Source organism: Dyadobacter luteus (assembly GCF_003383615.1).
Lineage (GTDB): Bacteria > Bacteroidota > Bacteroidia > Cytophagales > Spirosomataceae > Dyadobacter > Dyadobacter luteus.
In genome coordinates, this window is record NZ_QNUL01000012.1 from 102,747 (window position 1) to 124,397 (window position 21,651).

Here is a 21,651-nt window from a genome sequence, read left to right on the forward strand (position 1 = left end):
TTAATATAAATAGCGGAATGCTCTGTGCGAGTTGATGCACAGAAAGACCTGAAAAAAGAGAAAATAGTTAAAAGCTGCCTGTAAGGCAGTCGTAAAATACCTATCGGGTACTAGACCAGCGGGGGATGGAAAATACTGTCAGGCACAAGGCGGCCTAAAAATGCGGATTTGAAAGAAAAGGTAGGAGTAGTATAGTCCTCAATTGTTGGTGAAGGCGAAATGAAACTGTACTGAGGGCCATTGTCCATAACTTGATAAATCAGACTGGCCATATATTCATGTTCTGCCTGGCGCTCTTGTTGTCTTTGGGCATTGGCTAGCTTCTTGGCCAGGTAACATTTACCGTTACATTTGAGCTCGGGCCTGTTTCTGTTGACACAAAGTGCCTTCGCAATATAGTCCTTCCGTATTTCATAGTCCAGACACACCAATGGTATTACCCATGCTTTTACAAGCATCAGCGTCAGCAGGGTCAGGCCAATCCATTGTTTGTTAGAACTTTTCAAAACGATACTCTACTACTAAACTTCAAATGTTGCTACCATTATCTTGCAAAGGTAGTTAAGGAATAATTAAAAAGCGTAAAATCTTGGAGGATATCAAGTTTTGAATGTTTTGTTTTCGATTAAAATTTATTGTTAGCGCCAATTATTGTGATAGTATTTTGCCTGTAAAATGAAAATTAAAAGGATGGTATGTGGTGTGAAGTAAATCTTTTCACATCTCAAAGCCTTAAGAAATGGTAATCTATATGTACATTAAACATGTTGGTAGGGCGGCCAGACTTCAAGCATTTAAATATCAATTGAGAGGATTCAGCAGTGTGCGATTCTTGACTTTTTGTTCAAATAGGTGGCTAAGTGTATACTTTTAATTTTTTTAGTAAAGGTTTGAATCATTGGAAATTACGTGAACAGATACGTTAAACTGAATAATGCAAAAAATAAAAAAGTCCGATTTGTTAAAATGAGATGCGCTTTTGTATAATTGCGATAGTTTATTAAACTATACTTTTGTTGCTCGTTCTCTTAGATGGAACGGGCAACTTTTTTTAATAAATGATACATCGATAATCCTATGCAAAGACGAACCGCATTGAAAAATTTGTCAGGCCTTTTACCAGCTCTGGCTCTATCATCTTCGCTTAAAGCAGAATTTTTATCAGGCGCATATACAGGGGAAAGCATTGCAAAAGGCCCCTTCGCTCCAACCTGGGAATCTTTGCAGCAGTTTAAAACTCCTGACTGGTTCCGCAACGCAAAATTTGGAATGTGGGCACATTGGGGGCCGCAATGCCAGGCGGAAGCCGGAGACTGGTATGCACGAGGAATGTATCAGGAAGGAAGCGGCCAGTATAAGTATCATCTGCAAAAATATGGGCACCCGTCCAAATTTGGCTTTAAGGATGTGATCAACGATTGGAAAGGCGAAAACTGGAATCCGGAAGAACTCGTAACGCTTTATAAGCAAACAGGTGCCAAATATTTTATGGCCATGGCCAACCATCATGACAATTTTGATCTCTACGACAGTAAATACCATACCTGGAATTCATTAAAAATTGGTCCTAAAAAAGATATTATCGGCGGCTGGGCAAAAGCAGCTAAAAATGCGGGACTGCCTTTTGGTGTAAGTGTACATGCAGCACACACATGGAGTTGGTGGGAAACCGCCCAACGTTCCGACAAAGAGGGACAATTCAAAGGGATTCCTTATGATGGGAAAATAACCAAGGCCGATGGAAAAGGGAAATGGTGGCAGGGGCTGGATCCGCAGGAGTTGTATGCTCAGAACCATCCGCTGAGCGAAAACAGCCTTGACGATAACATGATCCATAAACAATGGAACTGGGGTAACGGTGTGGTAAAACCAAGCAAAGCCTACATTGAAAGCTTTTTTAACCGGACTGTTGACTTGATCAACAAGTACAACCCTGACATGATTTACTTTGATGACACTGCCTTTCCTTTATGGCCTGTCAGTGACGCCGGATTACGTATTGCTGCACATTTATATAACAAGAGTGTTAAGAAACACGGCTCACAGCAGAGCGTAATAACCGGTAAAATACTGGACGAAATGCAACGCAAATGTATGGTCTGGGATATTGAAAAGGGGCAAAGCAATAAAATAGAGCCTTTGCCCTGGCAGACCGATACCTGCATTGGAGAGTGGCATTACAACCGTTCTGTTTATGATCAGCATCGATATAAATCGGGCAAGGCGGTAATTCAGGCGCTTGTAGATGTAGTCAGTAAAAATGGGAATTTGATGTTGAACATCCCTGTAAGAGGTGATGGCAGTATCGATTCCGATGAGCGCAAGATTGTGGAAGAGATTGGTCGCTGGATGAAAGTGAACAGTGAGGCGATTTATGACACCCGTTATTGGAAAGTTTTCGGAGAAGGACCGGCACAGGAAAATGCAGCTCCGCTGAGTGCTCAGGGTTTTAACGAGGGTAAAGGAAAACCGTTTACAGGAGAAGATGTACGTTTCACCGAGAAAGGCGAGACACTGTATGCTACGGTAATGGGCTGGCCTGAGTCGGGTAAAGTCAAAATAAAATCTCTTGCAGAAAATACACCTTACAGAAGCCAGAAGATTAGCCGGATCTCATTGCTGGGTGGAAACGATAATCTGGAATTTGAACGTACCCGGGAAGGTCTCATTGTTAAATTACCGGAAAACCGTCCAACAGAATTCTACGCAAATGTTTTGAAAATTGTCTAGGTTAAAATATCTAAGTTTTTATTCTATATTACTTTTTTTTGATGCCTGTATTTCGTGCGCATTACAAAGAAAGGCAAAATGAGGCTCAATCAGAAGGTGGAGGAGATTACACTGCAACCAGATAAAATAAGGGTCGTAATTGGATAGAACTTCTTTATTTTATTGTTATTTTTACCTTTCCTCGAATCGTTAAGCAGGTATGCAACCAAATGTGAACATAACAGACTATGAACTTAAAACCATGCTGATGCATGGGTCTGAGGTTGCATTTGACGAAATATATCAACGGTATTGGAAGAAATTATTCAATGAAGCACATAAAAGACTCAATGATCTTGGATTAAGCGAAGAGGTTGTTCATGACGTCTTTATTGATCTCTGGAGTAAAAGAGAAACAAAGGAAATTGGTAACCTTGATGCATACCTGATAACGGCAGTTCGTTATCAGGTATTTGCAATTTATAACAAAAGGAAAACCCTTCCATTTTTTGAAGAACCGCTTGATCACATGGCGTTTTCTACCGATGAAGCAGATTCTGAGTGCTTTCAGAAAGAACTCATTGAAGGTATCAAGTTTTGGCTGGAAACACAGCCAGAAAAAAGACGGGAGATTTTCCGTCTAAGGTACCTGGAAGATATGTCCACTAAGGAAATTGCTGAAACTTTGTCGATTTCGCAGAAAACGGTCCAAAACCAACTTAACCTTTCGCAGGAAAGCCTTCGTGACAGCGTTTCAAAATTCATGCTGTTGATCTTCATGCTTTCAAATCAATAGCGATCATTTTGGGATGCAGGCTTTCTTAAACAAGGAGAGAGCACCCTCTCTTAAAAGTTCTCGGGCACAGGGGCTGCGGGAATTTCCATCTTTATTTACTTGGTTTCTCTCATCGATCATGTTTGTGATTGACTTTTTCTTATGTTTCTGATTTTCAGTCTAGTACATAATTTTCTTGTTTTTTGTTAAAAATAAAATGAAATAATTATAAAAAATGCTGGACCGGCGTGGGAGTTTTTTTTTGTTTTCTACACTGTATTAAAAAGAGCGATATAAAGATGTCAAGTGTAAATAAGAATAAATTCAGAAAGCTGGTTGCCAAGTATCTCAATAATGATGCGAGCGAACAGGAAGTGGATATAGTCGAAAAGTATTATCGCCTTTTTGACGAAGAGCCGGATAAGACCAGCCAAATACCCGCTGAGCAGGTAAATGCTTTGCAGAACAGATTAAAAGCAAAAATTTCAGAAAACATTATTAAAGAGGAGAGAGCCACGGTGCCTCTTTTTAGAAGCATGTATTTTAGAGCAGCTGCTGTTTTGTTATTGGTGAGTACGTTTGCCATTTTTCTTTATTTGTCAAAAAGCAAACCAGAACTCTCTTCTCCGTTAGCCAACGCTACTGGTCACGCTAAAAGCTCAGATGATAATCAAAATCGATTTGTAACCCTGCCAGACGGAACCAAGGTTGTGCTTCATGGGCAGAGCAAGATCTCTTATGATAATGATTTTAATAAAACAGTAAGAGAAGTTACACTCACAGGAGAAGCTTATTTTGATGTGGTGCATCTTCCGACAGCAGGTGAAAGTGGTAAACCAGTGCCATTTATTATCAAGACCGGAAAGGTGCGTACAACTGTTCTAGGTACAGCTTTCAATATCAAGGCATGGCCAGATCAGAAAGAAGTTGTGGTGACTGTTACCCGTGGAAAGGTTAAGGTACAGGACAGCAATAAAACTGTTACCGTACTTACAGCCAACAAACAGGTAACCCTGAATACCAATTCGGAAGTATTGGCGGAGGTAAAAACCGTTAAATCCGAGATGCTGACAAGCTGGACACATAAGGATATGATTTTTGACGCCATGCCTTTCGGTGAACTCGCTGCAAATCTTGAAAAACGCTATGACGTAAAGATCCACTTCAAAAATCCTGCAATCAAAAATTGCGCGATCACGGGCCGGTTTTCGGGTACGGAAACCCTGGATGAAGTATTCCAGATTCTCTCACTTACAAGCAATACGAAGTATTTTCTGACAGACCAGGAACTGGTGGTAGATGGAGAAAAATGTTATTAGAAACTTTAAATAAAATCTGCATGATTAGACACCAGAGATAATCGTAGTATATGCCCGTGGGTTCGCCCACAAAAGAAAAAGCTCCCCGGCCTTGGACAGCAATGAGGAGCCTGATTAAAAAATCACTAAACAACTTTTTAAACATTACAAAGGATGCAAAAAATTATAGCTTTTGCAAGCCCGGAGACGTGCGCTCTCCGGTGGAACTGGATATGTATTAATTCCCGTAAATTAATGAAAATCAGTTTTTATGGCTTTACGATCCTTCTCATAACAGCACAGCTGTTGATGGCTGACATCAGTGGAGCACAGGATATAAGGAAGGCTAATGTGACAATTGAACTTAACAATAGTTCTCTGAAAAAAGCATTGCAGGTACTTGAAAAAGAATCGGGTTTTAATATTTTCTACCTTTCTTCAAAGGTGGCTCCACACAACGGTATCAACCTAAGAAAAGAATCGCGGAGCGTCCAGAAAACGCTGGAACTCATTTTGCAGAACACACAGCTGGTTTTCAGGCAGGAAGACAAAAACATCATCCTTACGGAATCGCAGAAAGCAGTGAATCAGGAGGATAAAAAACCTCCGTTATCAGGGAAAGTAACTGATAAAGAAGGGCAGGGACTTCCCGGTGTAAGTGTTATTCTGAAGGGCACTACACAGGGAACTATAACGGACGAAAACGGAGCCTACCAACTGGTGCTTCCTGAAGACAATGCTACATTGATATTCAGTTTTGTAGGTTATGTAACTCAGGAGGTTAATACCAGTGGAAGGACATCGCTGGATATCATTTTGAAAGTGGATGAGAAGTCTCTGGAAGAGATAGTAGTGGTAGGTTACGGTGCTCAGAAGAAGGTGAATCTGACAGGAGCGGTATCAAGTGTATCTGCTTCAGAAATTGAAAACAGACCCATTACGCAATCATCTCAGGCACTTGCAGGTTTGGTGAGCGGCGTTACTGTTTCTCAGAATTCAGGAAGACCGGGTAATGACCAGTCTTCTATTACGATTCGTGGTATGGGGACTTTTTCTGGTGCAGGTAATAGCCCGTTAATTCTGGTTGACGGGCTTGCGTCTTCAATGAACGATGTGGATCCAAACAACATCAAAAGTATTTCAGTGCTTAAAGATGCTGCTTCTGCCTCTATTTACGGAACACGTGCTGCAAACGGGGTTATTTTGATTGAAACCAAACGCGGTTCGCAGGGTAAATTGCAGGTTGGATACAATAGTTACATAGGCTGGCAAAGCGTTACACAACTTCCTCAGTTTCTGGAGTCGGCGGATTATGCAATCATGAGAAACGAGGCGAATGCAAATATGGGGCAGGGGAGAGCCTACACCGATGAAGAAATTGAGAAGTTTCGCAATGGAAGTGATCCTGACAAATATCCGAATGTTCCCCATCTCAAAAATCTTGTCAATTCCGGTTCAGGTTTTCAAACCAACCACAACCTGAACTTTACAGGAGGCGATTCCAAAAATAGCTTTTTGTTTTCTCTGGGCTATTTGAAACAAGATGGTATTGTTGCCAAAAACCACTACGACAAATACAATTTTCTGTTGAATTTTGATAGCAAAATAAAAAACAATCTGACTCTGAAAGTCAACCTGGCCGGGAATGCAGCCAACACCGATGAACCTCGCCAGTATGATGGAGAGATGATGAACATGATTGGTTTTGCGGTTCGTCAGGGGCCTGTTTTTGCAGGTAAAAAATCGGATGGAACCTATGGCTATCAGGATAATTACAGTCCTGAGGCGTGGTTGGCGAGCGAGTCTTTTGTTAACAGAAAAAATAAGTACTTTCTGGGGGGAGCCGAGCTTGCCTGGGAGATCGTAGAAGGATTGACCCTAAGCGGAAAAGCAGGTTACAATTACGGAAACTACACCAATACGAGTTATGCATCAAATTTTACATTTGATCAGTTCAAAACCGTTGGACCCAATAACCTCAGTGTACAGTCCGGAGATAACGGTTTGCTGACATTACAGTCTTTGTTGAGATACGAAAAACAGATTGGGAAGCATACTATTTCGGCGTTGGGAGGTTTTTCTCAGGAATCATTTCGGGAGGATTGGAGCAGAGGCTATCGTCAGAATTTCCCAAATAATTCCTTGTATGAGCTTAATGCAGGATCGGCAACGGGCATGACCGCAACAGGTTCTGGTTCGGAATGGGCACTTCGCTCTTACTTTGGCCGGGTGAACTACGCTTTTAATGAGAAATATCTTTTTGAAGCCAATGCAAGATACGATGGTACTTCACGCTTTCCGGAAAAAGGAAGATGGGGATTATTTCCGTCGTTTTCGGCAGGTTGGCGTGTATCCGAAGAGGCATTTATTAAAGATAACCTGAGCTGGATTGATAACCTGAAATTGCGGGCATCGTGGGGTAAACTAGGGAATCAGAATGTTGGAAATTATCCATATCAAAACCTGTTAAGCCTTGGCAGAAACTATACTTTTGGTGGTACACTTTCTTCGGGAGCGGCAGTTACTACACTAGCCAATGCCAATATTTCATGGGAGAAAACACAGATTACAGATATAGGTCTTGATTTGAATATTTTCAGAGGCAAACTGGGATTGGTTGTGGATTATTTCTCAAAAACGACTTCGGATATTCTCTATAATATTTCGGTTTCTCAGGTACTTGGTCTCAACACCTCGGAGGTAAATGCCGGCGCTGTAAAGAATACGGGAATGGAGATTTTATTAAACTACAATACCCGAATCGGTAATGTGAATGTGGGTATTGTACCGAATTTCTCTTACGTTAAAAACAGAGTTACCAAGCTGGCTAACGGCATACAGCAGGATATCGGGAACAGACGGTTTGTTGGGCAGCCTTTGAATGCGATTTATGGGTACGTTGCAGACGGACTGTTTACCAGTGCCGACGATATTGCCAACTATCCGACCCAGCCGTATAGTGCTCAGCCTGGTTTTGTTCGCTATCAGGATATCAGCGGTCCAAACGGCGTGCCTGATGGTAAAGTTGATGCTACCTACGACCAAAAAGTAATCGGTTCGACTTTCCCAAAATACTCCTTCGGTGCTACTTTAAATGCCGACTACAAAGGATTTGATTTTTCGGTGTTGTTTCAGGGACTTGCCGGATTTAAAAAGCAAATGGGATCTTATCAGGCATTTGCTTTCTACAACGGAGGCCAGATACAGCAATGGCAGGCCGATGGCCGGTGGACAGAACAAAACCCGGACAGAGATGCTGAATACCCCAAACTTACAAGTTTGAATATGGGTAGCGGAACGCTGATGACATCCACCTTCTGGAACAGAAGTGCTGATTTTGTTCGGGTTAAGAATATTCAGGTGGGCTATTCACTTCCAACCGGCGTGACCGAAAAACTGAAAATTAGCAGATTAAGGGTTTTCTTCAGTGGACAAAATCTGTTCTCGTTCAATCACTTCTATAAGGGCTGGGATCCTGAAATGAATCAGAATACGGGTGATAGCAGTCCTTTTTACCCAATTACAGGAGTTTACACTTTTGGGGTTAATGTCAAATTCTGATCACCTGTTAACTGAGTATGAACTATGAAAATCATTAAAATGAAAAATACATATACTAAGCTTATCCGACCAAGGTTCCTGACCTCGATTTTGCTGATAGGGTTGCTGAGCACAACAAGTTGCAATGACGACTTTTTTGATAAGCAGCCGTTGGATTCCATTTCAGATGGGACTTTCTGGAAAACAGAAACTGACGCCCAGCTAGCTCTCATTGGATGTTACAACACGGGTGCAGGTTGGAGTGGTGAGGATTTCTGGACATCCAGATCTTTATTCTATCTTGATCTGATGGCGGGAAATGGGTCAGAAAAGGAACTGATCCCTGATCACATGACTGATGGCACACTTACATCTTCCTACTGGGTGCCTGGCTCGTACTGGAAAAATGCTTATACAAAAATTACCACCTGCAATAACTTCCTTGATCATATTGCCGCCATTCAGATGGATGAGTCAAAAAAGGCAGTAATGACCGCGGAAGTACGTACAATTCGTGCGTACCAATATTTTAATCTGGCTCTTTATTTCGGCGGTGTACCGTTGGTGGAAAGGGTGTTGACGGTAGAGGAGGCAAACAGTGTAGTTCGAACTGCCAAGGCTGATGTTTGGGCATTCGTAGAAAAAGAGTTAAAGGAAAGCTATGTTTTGTTGCCAAAGACAAGACCTGATGCTGAGAATGGTCGTATTACTGCTGGTGCATCCCTGGCCATTTTGGGACGCCTTCAGATGGCTCAAAAAAAGTGGAGTGATGCAGCCGCAACTTACAAAACAATTATTGATAATAACACGTATGTGATTGACCCCAAGTATCGTGAGCTTTTCTGGGAAACCAGTGAGTTGAGCAAAGAAATTGTACTTAGTTCACAGTACTTACCAGATACCTATTCACATGTATTTCTGCAATATCTGTACCCCGAAGCGTTCGGAGGCTGGCACCAGTTTTCGGCATACAATGAGCTGGTGAAGGAGTTTGAATGTGTGGATGGAAAAACGATCGACAAATCTCCTTTGTATGATAAGAACAAGCCGTATGACAACCGCGACCCTCGTCTGGATTATACGATCATGATATCAGATCGGACAAAGTTTAAAGGACAAACTTATATTTCCCGGCCTAATACAACCTCGCCAGACAGATTTAACCGCTACAATTGGAGTGGTTACAGTATCAATAAATTTATGGATGAGAGTTTTTCAGGAAACCTGATGAATTATGGTGGGAACTTCTCAATCATTCGGTATGCTGAAGTACTGCTGAGTTATCTGGAAGCGCAATTGGAAGCCGGTGGTGCAGTAAACCAAGCATTGCTGGATGCAACAATAAACAAGGTCAGAGGAAGGGAGGCTGTGAAAATGCCGGCGGTAACAACCACGGATCCTGTTGAATTGAGAAAAATAATCAGAAGGGAACGCCGTGTAGAGTTCGCCTTCGAAGGACTTCGTTATTACGATGTGCTGCGGTGGGATATTGCCTCGGAAGAGCTGAACCGCCAGTTTACAGGAATGAAACTAACCGATACACCGGCTACCTACAAAGATTATGCGGTCGACAGTGAAGGTTATTATATTTATCAGAAACGTAACTTCATAAAGGGAACCAATGAGCTTTGGCCAGTGCCTTTATCTGAAATACAGATCAACAACAAGTTGACGCAAAATACTGGATATTGATTGATGTTAGCTATATAAATCTTTACCATCCCCAATTTATTACTGACTAAAAATGTATTAAAATATGTTGAAGAGTGCTAATTCCAAAAAGCTCGCATAAACCCATGAGGTATTAGTTTCCACCTTGCCAGTTTACAGCAATATATCTGGAATGGTAGTCATTCAACTGATAGATCCTAAATCGCCGCAAACAGAGGCAAGCAGAATTGCGTTACTGAGAACAAACCTGAATACTTCGTTTTCAGGTTTGTTGCATTATAAATATTTTCAATGAAAGGAAAATTTACAAGGCTGCATGATAAAAATTGAGTAAACTAAGTTGTGAACCACTGGGAAGAGCTGAAACCAGGGCTGAAAATGCGGGACTTTACTATATTCAATACACCTGATAAACTCAAGTACGAAGGTGATCTTTTTAAGCCGGTGCTGGGAGAAGGAATCGATTTAAGGAAAATCGTTGGAGCTGATTAGTCCCATGCCAGGGAGTGGCATAAGTTTTTGAGGCATTTTATAAACAGTCAAAACGATTCATCAGATGAAAGATTCACCTAGATCCCTAAGAATTCCTTTTGAACATACAAGTATGATTGTTACCAGGTTAAGTCTCCAAGGAACGGTTAGTTTTACTGTGAAGTTCGAAGACGGGCGCACACCGATAAGTATTATAAGAAAGAAGGATTTTGCCGGCTACTACTGGGTATCTGATTTGCATAGTAGCACTAAACTGGTAGATAAGGTTGGGCGTAGGATTATGGAATACACTAAACTGCTATACAGATAGAATCATAATTTACAAGTCATGCTATTAAAAGATGCCAGGCTTTGGCAGACCCGTCTGAAAATTTATGTGTGCAACTACCAGTGATGACTATGCTGTGGCATGAAATTATTAATTCACGAATAAAATTTTAAACATCGACATGGCAACAACAGAAAAATACACCGAATTTAATTCAGGAGCTTATTGAAATCAATAAGGATTGGGTAGCTGGTTTCGAAAAATTAATTGCTGACATCAGTGATGAAAATGCTGATTTGAAAACGGTTTTCGAGCAGTACGCCCAGCAAAGTCGTCTTAATGTTCAGGCGTTATCGGCTCTGGCAAATTCAGCAACAGCTACGTATGTGGAAGCTGATAAAAGCGTTACCGGCACATTGCACCGTGCGTGGATCGATATAAAGTCTTTGTTTGGTGGCAGCGACAGGGCCAGCATTTTATCTGAAGCGGAACCCGGCGAAGACGCAATCAAAAAAGCATATAATGATGCGCTGAACGGAAATGAATTGGCCTATGATGCGCAACAAATAATTCACAGCCAGGCACAGGATATAAATGCGGCGCATGACAAGATAAAAGCCTTGCGCGACGCTGCTCAAAAATTATAATTTCTTTTTTTAATAAATCTTAGTTAGTTGTGAAATTTTGCATTGCCCTTGTTGGATAAGATAGTTCTGGGGCAATGCATTTTTAATTTTACGGCCAACTGTTTGGTTAAATCTTACATATTTTTGCCTTCCGATCAACTCCTGGAGAGCTAAGTAATTTGATCCACGATCTTTGCAACTAATTCTAGAAAATCTTGCCAAGACGCAGGCTTGATAAAATACGCCTTCGCGCCAAGCTGCTTGGCCTTAGTTATGTTGTTAGTATTTTTAGATGTTGATAGAAAGAATATTGGAAGTTGCTTGATGCAGCCTGTCGATTTGATGGCTGCAATAGTTTCAAAACCATTCATAAGTGGCATATTAATGTCCAGTACTATTATAGAACGTTTATATGAATGGCGGTTTTCCAATAGCTCTAACAGCTTTATCCCATTTTCTGCCTCGATGACTTCCACGTTATGCGCGACGATCTGTAATGCTTCTTTAAAAAGCATACGATCCTCGTCGTCATCATCGGCCAGAAATATCTTTCTTGTTGCATTAGGCATATAGGAAGATAGTCAATCTGCTAGCTGGAACAAGTTCTGCATGGTTAAAATGAGACTTTTTCCCATTTACCGCCTGCATACATTATTCAAGTACCGATATATTTAGCTGGGCGCCTTTGACGCATCGGAACGTTTTGTATGTATTCAATTATGGGTTAGGTAAGCGTATGCCAACAAACATACTAAAGGTCGTATGTTTGTGAAAAACACAACGAATGCAACACTCTCTACTGCAACAAGGGTTTGTGAAATTGCTCCAAGCATGATACCGCTTCTTGATTCGCCTCAATTGAGATTAGACAACCTGTTTCGTCCCATCACAGGGTATTGATTAGTAATTAAATTACCGTCAAGTGCCTGTTACTACCGAGCAAAACTTGTGGATCAGCGTTGATGTTTCTTCAAAATAGGTAAGCAATACCATATGCCCGCAGTCAAGAGTATGTAGATTGAAATTGGGCAGGTCCGATTTATAGCAATTTGCTTCTTCCAGACAATAAAACATTTCTAATTTCCCCAGATAATAAGACGCATCGGTTTTCTTTTTCATAGTAGTTCTGTTATAAAATGAAAGGGAAAAATAAGGTCTTAACCGGTGCTTAAAGTACCACCGGTTCATTTGGCGAAGTTCTGTCTGCGAGATGTGGAGACTCTGTTGGATCTCAAATTGACTGGATAACTCTGCACGGTAAATTTCCACAACTTTTTTCTTGAAAAGTACAGATGTTCTACTTTTTTTATTTCTTTGTAAGTCATTAACATTCATAATGTTACAAGTTAAGTGTACACTTAAAATAGTAGCATATGATTTGTTATATAACTAGCGATATGTTAAGCCAAGAGATTTGTCCGCATAAGAACGGTCGTATTTATGTGAACGCTTCTCTATTGAGCCTTAGATAAATCTCAGCTCCCTTCTTTACAAGAAGAAGGCTGAGATTTATCTAAGGGCATTCTCTTATCTGTCACAAATTGAGCTTGATGCCCCCATTTATAACAAAACCGTCCAGCGGAGCATAAATATCTTTGAAAACCGGATTGGTTACAGTTCCGTTGTAGATTGAACCGAAGCGCGTTTGGCGGGTATCGGTGAAGTTTTCGAAATTAATGAACAGTGAAAACTTCTCCCAGATACGTTCGGCCATAAAACCGGTGATCCAGTAGGATTTGCCGACCGTACCGTCGCTGAGCGTCTGCTTGCTGTAATAGTAGGCCTCCAGTCCGATTTTCCATTTATCTTCCACTTCATACATTAGCACATTATTGAGCCTGTGTTTGGCAGTCAAAGGGTTTACGCGTCTGCCGCCGTTTTCATTGAGCTGTGCGTCTGTGAGCGTGTAGCCTACGAAGAGTTTAAAATCGCCGTAACCTAGTTTCAAGTTCGTCTCTGTGCCTTTCGTATCAACAAAACCATTAGCGTTGAGCAGTCTGCTCACCCCCGGCTCCCTGCTGGCTTCGAGCAGCAGCGGATTATTGATGCGCGTGTAGAAGAACATGTGGTTCAAGCTGAAACTAAGATCGCCAAAATGGGTGGCATAGTTGATGTCGAAGTTGACACCATAAGACTTTTCGAGCTTGTTGTCATCCGGGCCAATCGGCAGCACCTGGCGGAATTGTCTGCGCTCGGTTTCTTCGGTGAAAATGGTGGGCGTCTTATAGCCCAAGCCACCACCAAGCCGCGAGCTTAATTCCGATGTGATTTTAAAGAGTCCGGAAATGCGGGGCAGCAATACGAATCCATAATCTAAAACATAATCTCCGCGCAATCCAGTCTCTATTTTCAACCATGGCGCGGTCTGCCAGGTATTTTGTACAAATGCCCCCAACGTATTCTGGGTGTAATCCCTTTTGACAAAATTGTCGGTAGGCGACTCACGGAACTGATCTGAGTAAAGGTTAACGCCTGCTACCCAGTCGGACTTTTCGTGGTTGCTGTTGAATGCGACTTCCGAATAAGTCGAGAGCTGCTTCCCATCGAAGATATAGCCGGGAATGCTGATTTTACGATCGAAACTATTGACCGAGTTCTTGATCGTCAACCGGTTCTGCTCACTGAAATCGTGCTCGAAGCTGAGCTGGGTAGAGAAGCGGCTGCTTTTGTTCTTTTCAAAATAGCTGTGCACCGCGTCACCTTCATCTTTAATGTACTTGATATCGCCACCGACACGATCTTCAAAAACCGTGTTCAGGCCCACGTTCAGGCGCGTCCGGTCGCTGAAATACAAAAACAACTTGGGGTTGAACACATAGCGCTCGGTTTTGGGAATGGCCGTAAAGCCCTCGTCTGATGGATCGTATGGGCGGCTGCTATTACGGGACGCAAAAATGGTAAGCCCGACTTTTTCAAACTTCTGACTGTAAAACCCATTCAAATCAAGACCACCCGCAGAGGTGCCGTTAATCAGAAAGCGTAGCTCCCGCTCTTCTGCCGGAGCTTTGGAAACCAGGTTTACGAGGCCCGCGATCGCGCCACCTCCATACAGGGTGGAAGATGCGCCTTTGATCACTTCCACTTGCTTAAGATCCAGCGGTGGTGTTTGCAATAATCCTAATCCACCCGAAAAACCGGCGTAAAGCGGAAATCCATCTTTCAATATCTGCGTGTATCGCCCATCGAGCCCCTGGATGCGGATGCTGGAATTGGCCGAAGTAGCTGAAACCTGTTGCGTCTGGATCCCGGTGCTTTCATTGAGCATCATCCGGATGTCGCCCGGTTTCATATTGCCCTTTTCTTCCAGCTCTTCGCCCCCGATGAACTCGACGCGCGTAGGAATGCTCTGGATCGTGCGTGAGCTTCTGGTAGAAGAGATAATTACTTCTTCCAGCTCTTCGTCGCCGGCTTCCAGGTTCACGATCAGTGTGTCGCCGGCAGTCGGAAAGGTGATGTTTTGCTGGTGGTCTTCATAGCCAACAAAACTAAAAACGACCTGCTGGCTACCAGCCGGGATGCCGGTCAATGTGACCGTCCCTTTTTCGTCAGCTGTCGCGCCGATCGCTGTTTTGGAAATTTTGGCTGTTGCGCCAGGTAGTGGTTGATTTGAGTCTGCGTCGCGGATAATAGCGGTTAATGTATGCTGCGCCATCGCTACACTGCCGACCAGCAGCAATAGCACAAGGCCAAATGCTTTTTTCATTTGAAATCTAAAATAATGGAAATAATAACCTGACCGTGAACGGTTTCACGATAAATAAAGGGGAGATTTCAGGCTATTCGCGGCGGTTGCCAGATCGAACCAGGGGAATTAGTACAGCTTTGCTCTAAATAGAAAAAAGGCGTCCCAGGTATTACGAAAGAAGTTGAAGGCAATTCAACCGACATATGCATAGGTAGAATGCTGTTGCAGGCGCCACATGCCAGAAACGGTACGCAAGCGCTATGAGTTTGATGGTCATCATCATGATGTCCGGAAGTGGTTTGCTGCGCCATCTCGTCCTTACAGCAATCACTGTCGGCTTTGCAGGTAAACCCTGAAAGTGTCAGCAGATAGATCGAGAACAGGTAGACAAACCATTTCATATTGCAAATGTATAGCTGATTCAGTAATCGACAAAATCTACAGATGGACATTATACACTTAGATTAGTAGCATATGATTTGTTATACAAATTTAATTATGTTAATGCGTTCCTGATCCTAGAAATACGACCTTGGTCACGGCCGTTTTCATCTAATGAGCTAGATAGTTTTCAGGTAAACCAAGCTACCGGTATAAGGATTGTAAGAGGGTTTATAGTCAATGTACCCGTATAAAACCAGCTCTTTAATGCATTTATGATAAGTCACAATATTACCGATCCTTGAAAGCTCTAGAACTTTCTTTCGTGTAATTGGCACAGGATTCTGACAACCGCTGCTATGCCAGAGCTGTATAAAAGCTGAGTACATTCCGATATGCCAGACTGTGATCCGGTTGTCTTTTGACAGCGTAGCGAGTGCGAGAATAACCGATACTTTCATAGCTTTCTTCTTTTAGAGGTACCGCTGCCAGCAAGCAGATCCATAATTTCGCCTCTGTTGTAATAATATGTACCGCCGATTTTATTAGGTTTTAACTGGCCACTTATTCTCAGATTCTGGAGCGTGCCCGCTGATACTTTCAGAATCTGACGGGCTTCTGCGCTGCGGAGCCAGGCGCTCTCGTTATTGGTCTTTGGCGCTGCTATAATTTCTTTAATATCTGAGAGCAGCTGCTGACGAAACTGCTGCAGATCCTCTTTTGTAATCATCTCCACTACCATACCCACGTGTTTTTAAATTTTGAACTTAGAAGTAAACCTTACTGCCTCTGCGGTTAAAAAACGGCTCATATTTGAGGTAGCCATATTCATCAAGCTCCTTGATGGTTTTGCAAAAAGTGACCCTGCTGGCGATTTTGGCCAGCGGCATGACCTGATAGCTTGTGATCAGGATGGCCTTGGGAAAACCGTCCCTGATCCATCTGTTATAAAGCACAGTGAACAGCGCGATATGGATAGGCCCTATTCTGGGATCACGGGTTACTGCGCTTAAAAAATCTGTTAATGTTTTTGTCTTTTCCATGTTTTAAAGGTTAACTGACCGAAATACCGTTTTTCTTTGCCAGACGGATTACCTGTGTCTGTGTGTTGCGAATACCTGGTTGTCTTTCCAGGGCCTGATTGACTGAGATTTTCTGATTTTGCTGATCGTAAATGTTGATCGTTTTAAACTGCGGATTGGCTTCTATGGAAAGATACCGGTCTTTTCCATTGATCCTGATGGTCACGTTTTGCTTCTCGCCGCTCTGCAAACCTTCGAGAAGCTGCTGTTTTTGCTGCTGATTTTTCAGCTCCTTTATTGGCAGTTGGCTCACTGCTTTTAGAAGGTCATACCCGTAGCCCTGATGAAATTCTTTCACGCGGTGTTTGCCCTGCGCATTCACATCGTTTAAATCCAGCTGGATCCATTTGTCCTGGGTCTTCACAGCCCTTCCAGCCAGAAGGTTAGATGCCTGAGCGGCGGTTAATCCGTCCTTGTGATCACCAGTGAAACTATGCTGACGCTGCTGGCCGGCCTTTTGATCGTCAAGCGAGACTTTCAGGTCTGCTATCCTGTAGGTGCCGTCCGCACTGCGGCTGAATGAAAGCTCAAAATCCACTCTTTCGTTCTCATTTTTATAGTAAGAGACAGGCAGGCCAAACTGCTGTTTACCTTCTGCGATCTGCTCTGCAAGTTTAGATGACATCCCTGTAAAACCCATCGCAGTGATCCGGCTTTCAAGCTGCCGTTGGTTGGCAGTTTGTCTTCTGTTTGCTGCGAAGTTTTTAACCACACGCTGCGAGGCGCGGAAAGCTCTTCTGGCTAACCTAACAATCAGATTAGGATAAAGCTGTCTTTCCATCTGCCGGGTCTGCTGCCGTAGCACCCTTATCGATATACGCTCGTCCTGACTCAAATCGCCTCTGTACTTGTGACTGAGGTTTTTGAAATGATCCAGCTTCTCTTTTTGAAAGTCACGGCTTTTGATCACTGCAGCGGAAAACAGTTTGGTAAAGCGCTGCTCTTTGGCCAGCCACGACTCCACATCATTTTCTATTCTGTTCAATGGCTGTTTCATAGCTGATTTAATTTAAAATTATTGAGAAGCAGCGTGCGTGATATGTTACGTAACCGAGCGCCTGTTTTTTCTGGCCCGGGCAGGTTTTCTGGTAGTATCACTCTCTTTGGACTGTTTTTCGCTTTTTTTGCTGGTGGGTGCACTAATTTTCTCAGTAGCTGTCTGCTGTTCTGCATGCTTTTGGCTTTTGGGCTGGCTACTGCTGAAGCCGGTCCGCTTCATGGCCGAATCATACTGGTTGATGGCTTTGAACTGGGGCGAAGCTTCGATAAAACGCTTTTCTTCTTTACCGTCAATCACAAAGGTGACAGCCTGGCGGTTTCCCTTTTGCAGCGATTCAATCAGCCTGGTTTTATCTTCGGCATTGCCGAGCTCTTTGATCGGGTATTTATCAAGAGTCGCCTTCAGATCAAAGCCGTAATTCTGATGATACTGCCTGATTTTAAAATTGTCGTTTTGATCTTTATCTGTCAAATCCATTTTCAGCCATGCTGTGTACTTTTCACCTTTCGGCTCCAGGCGTTTGCTTCCGGCATCAGAGGTTTCGACCAGCTTGGACATTTCCTTTTGCACCGAGCGTCCCGACAGAAGATTATAGCCTTCTTTCAAGGTGATATTGTTGTCAAATCCGATATGAAAGGTCTGCTTTAAAGCGTCTTTTTCTCCTTCGGGTTTGACGGCCAGATCGTACTTATTGAAAAAATATTTGTCTGTTTCACTGGATTTTCTGAAATGAAGCGTAGCTTCCGCCTGATCGTTTCCGAATTTGGTCTGATGCTGCAACTCGAATGCAGTTTTTCCGCTTTGCATATTTTCCCTTAATGCGTTTTCAAGCCCGTCACCAAAGCCGGTGTATTTGACCTGATCTTTTAGATAATTCAGATTTTTCTCTTGCATGATTTTCTGTGTTTCAGTAAGTTGAAATATTATATGCTTATCGGCCTTTCAATTGGACGAAGGAGTGAAGGGAAGCGCTTTGACGATAGTGTTATTAGAGACTTTTAGCTTCAGATGCCTTCCGCCGTTTTTCTCCATCAGCTGCAGCAGCAGGTATTTCTTATCAGGGATCGTGTGTTTAGGCAAAGCGAAAACAAGTACGCTTTCTGAGTCTGCACCAACTCTGTCTGTATTACCATGCACGTACTGCGGGATTATCTCCAGCTGCTGGTTGGCGGTGCGTTTGCTTGTTTTTTTATCCTGGATAAAAAACCTAAGCTGGCTGACATCATAGCCCATATGGGTTTTGTTCTTGATCCTGATCTGGTAGTAAAGAAGGTCCTGATGGATAAAAAGACCATCCAGTCCAAGCGTTATACCAAATTTGGCATCCTGTTTCTTTTTAATTGTTTTGCCCTCAGTGGCAATCTCAGCTGCTGTAGCTTCTACCAGCGCCTCGTTCTGGTTTGCAGCGCTTATCACAGCACCATAAGTCTGTGCACTGTCAAAGACAAAGTTCAGATCCCTTGGATCAGCACTGTAGCTTAGCAGGTAGGAGTGGAGCCTGCCGTCGCTTGTGATAACAGTAAGATTTGTATTTTCAAAGCCTTGTGCAGCGGCTTTCAGATGAAGGATGTTATCAGCACCCTTTGCCTTCTGCACCAAAATATCACGGCTTCCCTTATCGACACTGACTACCCTGTTTGGAAAAACAAGATTGGTGGTCTTCTGGTGGGTTATCTGGATTGCGTAAGGCTCGATGACCGATGGGTTCTGTGCAAAAAGTAAGCTCGCTGTCAGAACAGTGAAAAGAACAGACAGGGACATAGTGATCAGATTTTTCATAGTAGTTTTAGTTAAAGTGGATATACTTATTGAAGCTGCGTCTGATTTTGGTCTTTGAGAAGCACCTGATAGCCCGCTTTGACTGTCACGCGGATCAGTCTGACTTTTTTGCTAAGCAGGTTTCTTGTCAGTTCAATACCTGCATTGGCCGCCTGAGCACCAAGGCTCTGATTGAAGCTACCAATGCCCAGTCCCTGGATGGCCTGCTCTGAGGACTGTTTGGCTGCGTCCCTGGAGATTGCCCCGGGAATGTGTATCCCCTCCAGTCCATCCATATCCACCACAGAAAGGGCCACGGGAAAAAGTGCATTCTGGTAGCGGAAGCTGGTGATCTGCACTTTGAGCCTTTCTGAGTCCAAAGAAGCTATACCGTATAAGAAGGTACCTTCCGGTATCAGTACACCGTTCACATACACATCACTGACAAGTCTTAATTTCACTGTTGAGCCGCTGACAAGCTCCTGGGTCTGGTGAACTACCGCCTGCACGGTGCTTGCCTCGTCGGGTGCACTAGTTGCTTCATCCAGGGAGTAAAAGCCAGTCTGGCCAGGTATGGCAGCAGCGCTGCCTTCATCAAGTGTGGTAACCGGCATTTGATCTGTTGGTGCTGCCAGGGCAAATACCTGTCCCTTGTTTTCGCTGGAAGTTTGCCGGAGTCTGTTTTGAACCCTCTGAGGATGCTGGATATCAAGGATCTTTTCAAGCATCCCGTTAAGCTCGTCAAGCTCGGGGTCTTTGTCCACGCCCGCATCGCCAATACTTTCCATAAGCTTTTCGATCTTTTGAATCTGTGGGTCCTCAGCCAATATTTCAGTTCCTAAGGCTCTGAGTTCATTTTTTTCAGAAGGCCCTTTTGCAGGCATGTCTGTCGAAGCATTCAAAGCGGCTGTGAGCTGGTCAAGTTTTTTGTAAACCTGCTGCTCCTGAGCGCTCCGGGATTCTGAGTAGGGCGAGCTGTTCAGCCCGGTTTGTAGGGCCGTTTTTCTGTTAGGCAGCCCCAGCAGTTTACTGCTGTCTGCACCTGGTTTTGTTTGAGCCACATCGCCTTGATAGTAAGGATCGTTTCTTAAAAGCTCCTGATAAAGCAAGGAGTCTTTTTCTGCCTGCTCGTAAAAGCCAAGCTTATCAAGTGGGGCCTGATCGCCCAGATAAGCGTCGGGAAGATTAAAGTTAAAGCCCGTTGGCCCTGTAGGCCCGTCTGTCGGTGCTGGCTGCCCGCCGCCAAGTATCCAGAAAAGAAATGTGAGAAACGGCAGTACCAGAAGCGGTAAAACGGTATAGAGCCTTCGCTTGCGGATAAAGCTGATGGATTGATTATTTTCCATGATCTGATTTGTTATGAATTTGACTATTGATTTCCCTGCGGCTGAAGAAGATACATTCGGTGCGTGAGCATCAGACTGTCCAAAAGACCCGGATTAGCTTTGACGATGCTGTCATAGCTAGGCTTTGTATGCTCAGAGCCTTTTAAACTGTCAAGAAAATCCAGGTAGCTGACTAATCTTGTGTATTCCTGCTCTGAGATCTGGGGCCTGACCGGCACAACCGCGCGACCGATGCTGGCAGGTAATCTGATCTGAGTGAGCGTGTAGGACTTCACATTATCTGGGCATGCACCTTTGAAAATCAGCTGCAGACAGTAGCCGGAAGCTGCAAGCAAGATAGGTAGTAGTAGGGCCAGGCCACGTTTTGAGATTTTGTTTTTCATGGCTTTTACCTGTTTTGAATTTTGATATCCTTGTTATCTGTCGTAAGCCACTTTTCGATCAGAAATCCGTGAGGATTGTTATCTGAGCGGGGCACATTGCGCAGGTATCCTTCCGTGACAAGGCTTCTTGAGACGATACTTGTCGCTCTGGTGATAAACTGCGTGGCATGACAGCGGAAGAAGTAAGGGTAGACTGCCGTATCGACGTGGATGCTATCAATGCTGATCTCCTGGTTGATGTTACCTGAAATAATGCCGGTATAAAACCCTTTTTCAGTCAGATTATCATACTCTTTCTTCGCTGTCGCATCAGCCAGATAAAGCGCCTTGCCTACATACTCACGGATAGACTTCTCATCAGGTGAGAGTGTGAAAAACAGACGGTGAAATGTCTTTACATGATCCCTTGCTTCTACGGGTACGTTATCCTTTCGCTCTTCGGCATAGGCCTCCAGCGCCTTTCCGTTGGCTAGAATGTAGATTTTACCCTGGATGGAAGTGACCATCTGATGGCTTTTGTAGACCGTAAAGCAGCACAGGACGATACATCCGATGATCACGATTAAGGTGAATAATCTGATATGACGGAAAGCAGTATCTATATTTTTGGTTTTGGTAAACATTTCTGGCTAGTTTT

21 protein-coding genes are annotated in these 21,651 nt (G+C 43.4%); 8 read left to right on the forward strand and 13 right to left on the reverse strand.

The genetic code is table 11. The annotated features are described in order from the left end of the window. Window positions 1-110: 110 nt before the first annotated feature. Window positions 111-506, reverse strand: coding sequence for a hypothetical protein (locus DSL64_RS15860; RefSeq protein ID WP_229217107.1), 396 nt, complete (start codon window positions 504-506; stop codon window positions 111-113). A 571-nt stretch (window positions 507-1,077) separates the two neighbouring features. Here DSL64_RS15860 and DSL64_RS15865 point away from each other — a divergent pair. The 8 genes from DSL64_RS15865 (at window position 1,078) to DSL64_RS15895 (ending at window position 11,400) form a co-directional block, all read left to right on the forward strand. Beyond that, window positions 1,078-2,730, forward strand: a complete 1,653-nt coding sequence (locus DSL64_RS15865; protein ID WP_115831894.1) for an alpha-L-fucosidase — start codon at window positions 1,078-1,080, stop codon at window positions 2,728-2,730. A 199-nt stretch (window positions 2,731-2,929) separates the two neighbouring features. Continuing rightward, the gene (locus DSL64_RS15870) at window positions 2,930-3,505 is read left to right on the forward strand and encodes an RNA polymerase sigma factor (RefSeq protein WP_115831895.1); all 576 of its coding nucleotides are present in this window, start codon (window positions 2,930-2,932) and stop codon (window positions 3,503-3,505) included. 278 nt (window positions 3,506-3,783) lie between these two features. Next, a complete protein-coding gene (locus DSL64_RS15875; protein ID WP_115831896.1) occupies window positions 3,784-4,803 on the forward strand; it encodes a FecR family protein in 1,020 nt (339 codons plus the stop codon). A gap of 234 nt (window positions 4,804-5,037) precedes the next feature. Continuing rightward, window positions 5,038-8,343 (forward strand): TonB-dependent receptor, encoded by a 3,306-nt coding sequence (locus tag DSL64_RS15880; RefSeq protein WP_115831897.1) that lies wholly within the window; start codon window positions 5,038-5,040, stop codon window positions 8,341-8,343. Window positions 8,344-8,382: 39 nt separating this feature from the next. Continuing rightward, entirely contained in the window at window positions 8,383-10,014 is a 1,632-nt protein-coding gene (locus tag DSL64_RS15885; RefSeq protein WP_115831946.1) for a RagB/SusD family nutrient uptake outer membrane protein, read from the forward strand. 321 nt (window positions 10,015-10,335) lie between these two features. Next, complete coding sequence (locus DSL64_RS28975; RefSeq protein WP_158547934.1) at window positions 10,336-10,485, forward strand: hypothetical protein; 150 nt, start codon at window positions 10,336-10,338, stop codon at window positions 10,483-10,485. Window positions 10,486-10,549: 64 nt separating this feature from the next. After that, complete coding sequence (locus DSL64_RS15890) at window positions 10,550-10,795, forward strand: hypothetical protein (protein WP_147300376.1); 246 nt, start codon at window positions 10,550-10,552, stop codon at window positions 10,793-10,795. 170 nt (window positions 10,796-10,965) lie between these two features. Then, a complete protein-coding gene (locus DSL64_RS15895; protein WP_115831899.1) occupies window positions 10,966-11,400 on the forward strand; it encodes a ferritin-like domain-containing protein in 435 nt (144 codons plus the stop codon). A 149-nt stretch (window positions 11,401-11,549) separates the two neighbouring features. Here DSL64_RS15895 and DSL64_RS15900 read toward each other — a convergent pair whose 3' ends face one another. The 12 genes from DSL64_RS15900 to traK all read right to left on the reverse strand — a co-directional run bounded on the left by DSL64_RS15900 (window position 11,550) and on the right by traK (window position 21,637). Beyond that, on the reverse strand, window positions 11,550-11,948 hold the full coding sequence (locus DSL64_RS15900; RefSeq protein ID WP_115831900.1) for a response regulator: 399 nt from the start codon (window positions 11,946-11,948) through the stop codon (window positions 11,550-11,552). Between the two features lie 349 nt (window positions 11,949-12,297). After that, entirely contained in the window at window positions 12,298-12,498 is a 201-nt protein-coding gene (locus DSL64_RS28830; protein WP_147300377.1) for a hypothetical protein, read from the reverse strand. A gap of 415 nt (window positions 12,499-12,913) precedes the next feature. Further along, window positions 12,914-15,082 (reverse strand): TonB-dependent receptor, encoded by a 2,169-nt coding sequence (locus tag DSL64_RS15910; protein ID WP_115831902.1) that lies wholly within the window; start codon window positions 15,080-15,082, stop codon window positions 12,914-12,916. A 542-nt stretch (window positions 15,083-15,624) separates the two neighbouring features. Further along, window positions 15,625-15,906 (reverse strand): hypothetical protein, encoded by a 282-nt coding sequence (locus tag DSL64_RS15915; RefSeq protein ID WP_115831903.1) that lies wholly within the window; start codon window positions 15,904-15,906, stop codon window positions 15,625-15,627. Further along, complete coding sequence (locus tag DSL64_RS15920) at window positions 15,903-16,187, reverse strand: helix-turn-helix domain-containing protein (RefSeq protein WP_115831904.1); 285 nt, start codon at window positions 16,185-16,187, stop codon at window positions 15,903-15,905. The genes DSL64_RS15915 and DSL64_RS15920 overlap by 4 nt, the downstream gene beginning before the upstream one ends. A 25-nt stretch (window positions 16,188-16,212) precedes the next feature. Next, on the reverse strand, window positions 16,213-16,488 hold the full coding sequence (locus tag DSL64_RS15925) for a hypothetical protein (RefSeq protein ID WP_115831905.1): 276 nt from the start codon (window positions 16,486-16,488) through the stop codon (window positions 16,213-16,215). Between the two features lie 10 nt (window positions 16,489-16,498). Beyond that, window positions 16,499-17,524, reverse strand: a complete 1,026-nt coding sequence (locus DSL64_RS15930) for a hypothetical protein (RefSeq protein ID WP_115831906.1) — start codon at window positions 17,522-17,524, stop codon at window positions 16,499-16,501. A gap of 45 nt (window positions 17,525-17,569) precedes the next feature. Then, on the reverse strand, window positions 17,570-18,421 hold the full coding sequence (locus tag DSL64_RS15935; protein WP_115831907.1) for a hypothetical protein: 852 nt from the start codon (window positions 18,419-18,421) through the stop codon (window positions 17,570-17,572). A gap of 48 nt (window positions 18,422-18,469) precedes the next feature. Continuing rightward, window positions 18,470-19,306: a conjugative transposon protein TraN gene (gene traN / locus DSL64_RS15940; protein ID WP_115831908.1), complete on the reverse strand. Its 837-nt coding sequence runs from the start codon at window positions 19,304-19,306 to the stop codon at window positions 18,470-18,472. Window positions 19,307-19,332: 26 nt separating this feature from the next. Further along, the gene (gene traM, locus DSL64_RS15945; RefSeq protein WP_115831909.1) at window positions 19,333-20,631 is read right to left on the reverse strand and encodes a conjugative transposon protein TraM; all 1,299 of its coding nucleotides are present in this window, start codon (window positions 20,629-20,631) and stop codon (window positions 19,333-19,335) included. Window positions 20,632-20,654: 23 nt separating this feature from the next. Then, window positions 20,655-21,014 (reverse strand): hypothetical protein, encoded by a 360-nt coding sequence (locus tag DSL64_RS15950; RefSeq protein WP_115831910.1) that lies wholly within the window; start codon window positions 21,012-21,014, stop codon window positions 20,655-20,657. A 5-nt stretch (window positions 21,015-21,019) separates the two neighbouring features. After that, a complete protein-coding gene (gene traK / locus DSL64_RS15955) occupies window positions 21,020-21,637 on the reverse strand; it encodes a conjugative transposon protein TraK (RefSeq protein WP_115831911.1) in 618 nt (205 codons plus the stop codon). Window positions 21,638-21,651 lie beyond the last annotated feature (14 nt).

Bases quoted from the DNA above. Each gene is read 5' to 3' on its own strand.
- DSL64_RS15865 (WP_115831894.1), top strand. From the start codon at position 1,078: ATGCAAAGACGAACCGCATTGAAAAATTTGTCAGGCCTTTTACCAGCT.
- DSL64_RS15870 (WP_115831895.1), top strand. From the start codon at position 2,930: ATGCAACCAAATGTGAACATAACAGACTATGAACTTAAAACCATGCTG.
- DSL64_RS15875 (WP_115831896.1), top strand. From the start codon at position 3,784: ATGTCAAGTGTAAATAAGAATAAATTCAGAAAGCTGGTTGCCAAGTAT.
- DSL64_RS15880 (WP_115831897.1), top strand. From the start codon at position 5,038: ATGAAAATCAGTTTTTATGGCTTTACGATCCTTCTCATAACAGCACAG.
- DSL64_RS15885 (WP_115831946.1), top strand. From the start codon at position 8,383: ATGAAAAATACATATACTAAGCTTATCCGACCAAGGTTCCTGACCTCG.
- DSL64_RS15890 (WP_147300376.1), top strand. From the start codon at position 10,550: ATGAAAGATTCACCTAGATCCCTAAGAATTCCTTTTGAACATACAAGT.
- DSL64_RS15900 (WP_115831900.1), bottom strand. From the start codon at position 11,948: ATGCCTAATGCAACAAGAAAGATATTTCTGGCCGATGATGACGACGAG.
- DSL64_RS28830 (WP_147300377.1), bottom strand. From the start codon at position 12,498: ATGAAAAAGAAAACCGATGCGTCTTATTATCTGGGGAAATTAGAAATG.
- DSL64_RS15910 (WP_115831902.1), bottom strand. From the start codon at position 15,082: ATGAAAAAAGCATTTGGCCTTGTGCTATTGCTGCTGGTCGGCAGTGTA.
- DSL64_RS15915 (WP_115831903.1), bottom strand. From the start codon at position 15,906: ATGAAAGTATCGGTTATTCTCGCACTCGCTACGCTGTCAAAAGACAAC.
- DSL64_RS15920 (WP_115831904.1), bottom strand. From the start codon at position 16,187: ATGGTAGTGGAGATGATTACAAAAGAGGATCTGCAGCAGTTTCGTCAG.
- DSL64_RS15925 (WP_115831905.1), bottom strand. From the start codon at position 16,488: ATGGAAAAGACAAAAACATTAACAGATTTTTTAAGCGCAGTAACCCGT.
- DSL64_RS15930 (WP_115831906.1), bottom strand. From the start codon at position 17,524: ATGAAACAGCCATTGAACAGAATAGAAAATGATGTGGAGTCGTGGCTG.
- DSL64_RS15935 (WP_115831907.1), bottom strand. From the start codon at position 18,421: ATGCAAGAGAAAAATCTGAATTATCTAAAAGATCAGGTCAAATACACC.
- traN (WP_115831908.1), bottom strand. From the start codon at position 19,306: ATGAAAAATCTGATCACTATGTCCCTGTCTGTTCTTTTCACTGTTCTG.
- traM (WP_115831909.1), bottom strand. From the start codon at position 20,631: ATGGAAAATAATCAATCCATCAGCTTTATCCGCAAGCGAAGGCTCTAT.
- DSL64_RS15950 (WP_115831910.1), bottom strand. From the start codon at position 21,014: ATGAAAAACAAAATCTCAAAACGTGGCCTGGCCCTACTACTACCTATC.
- traK (WP_115831911.1), bottom strand. From the start codon at position 21,637: ATGTTTACCAAAACCAAAAATATAGATACTGCTTTCCGTCATATCAGA.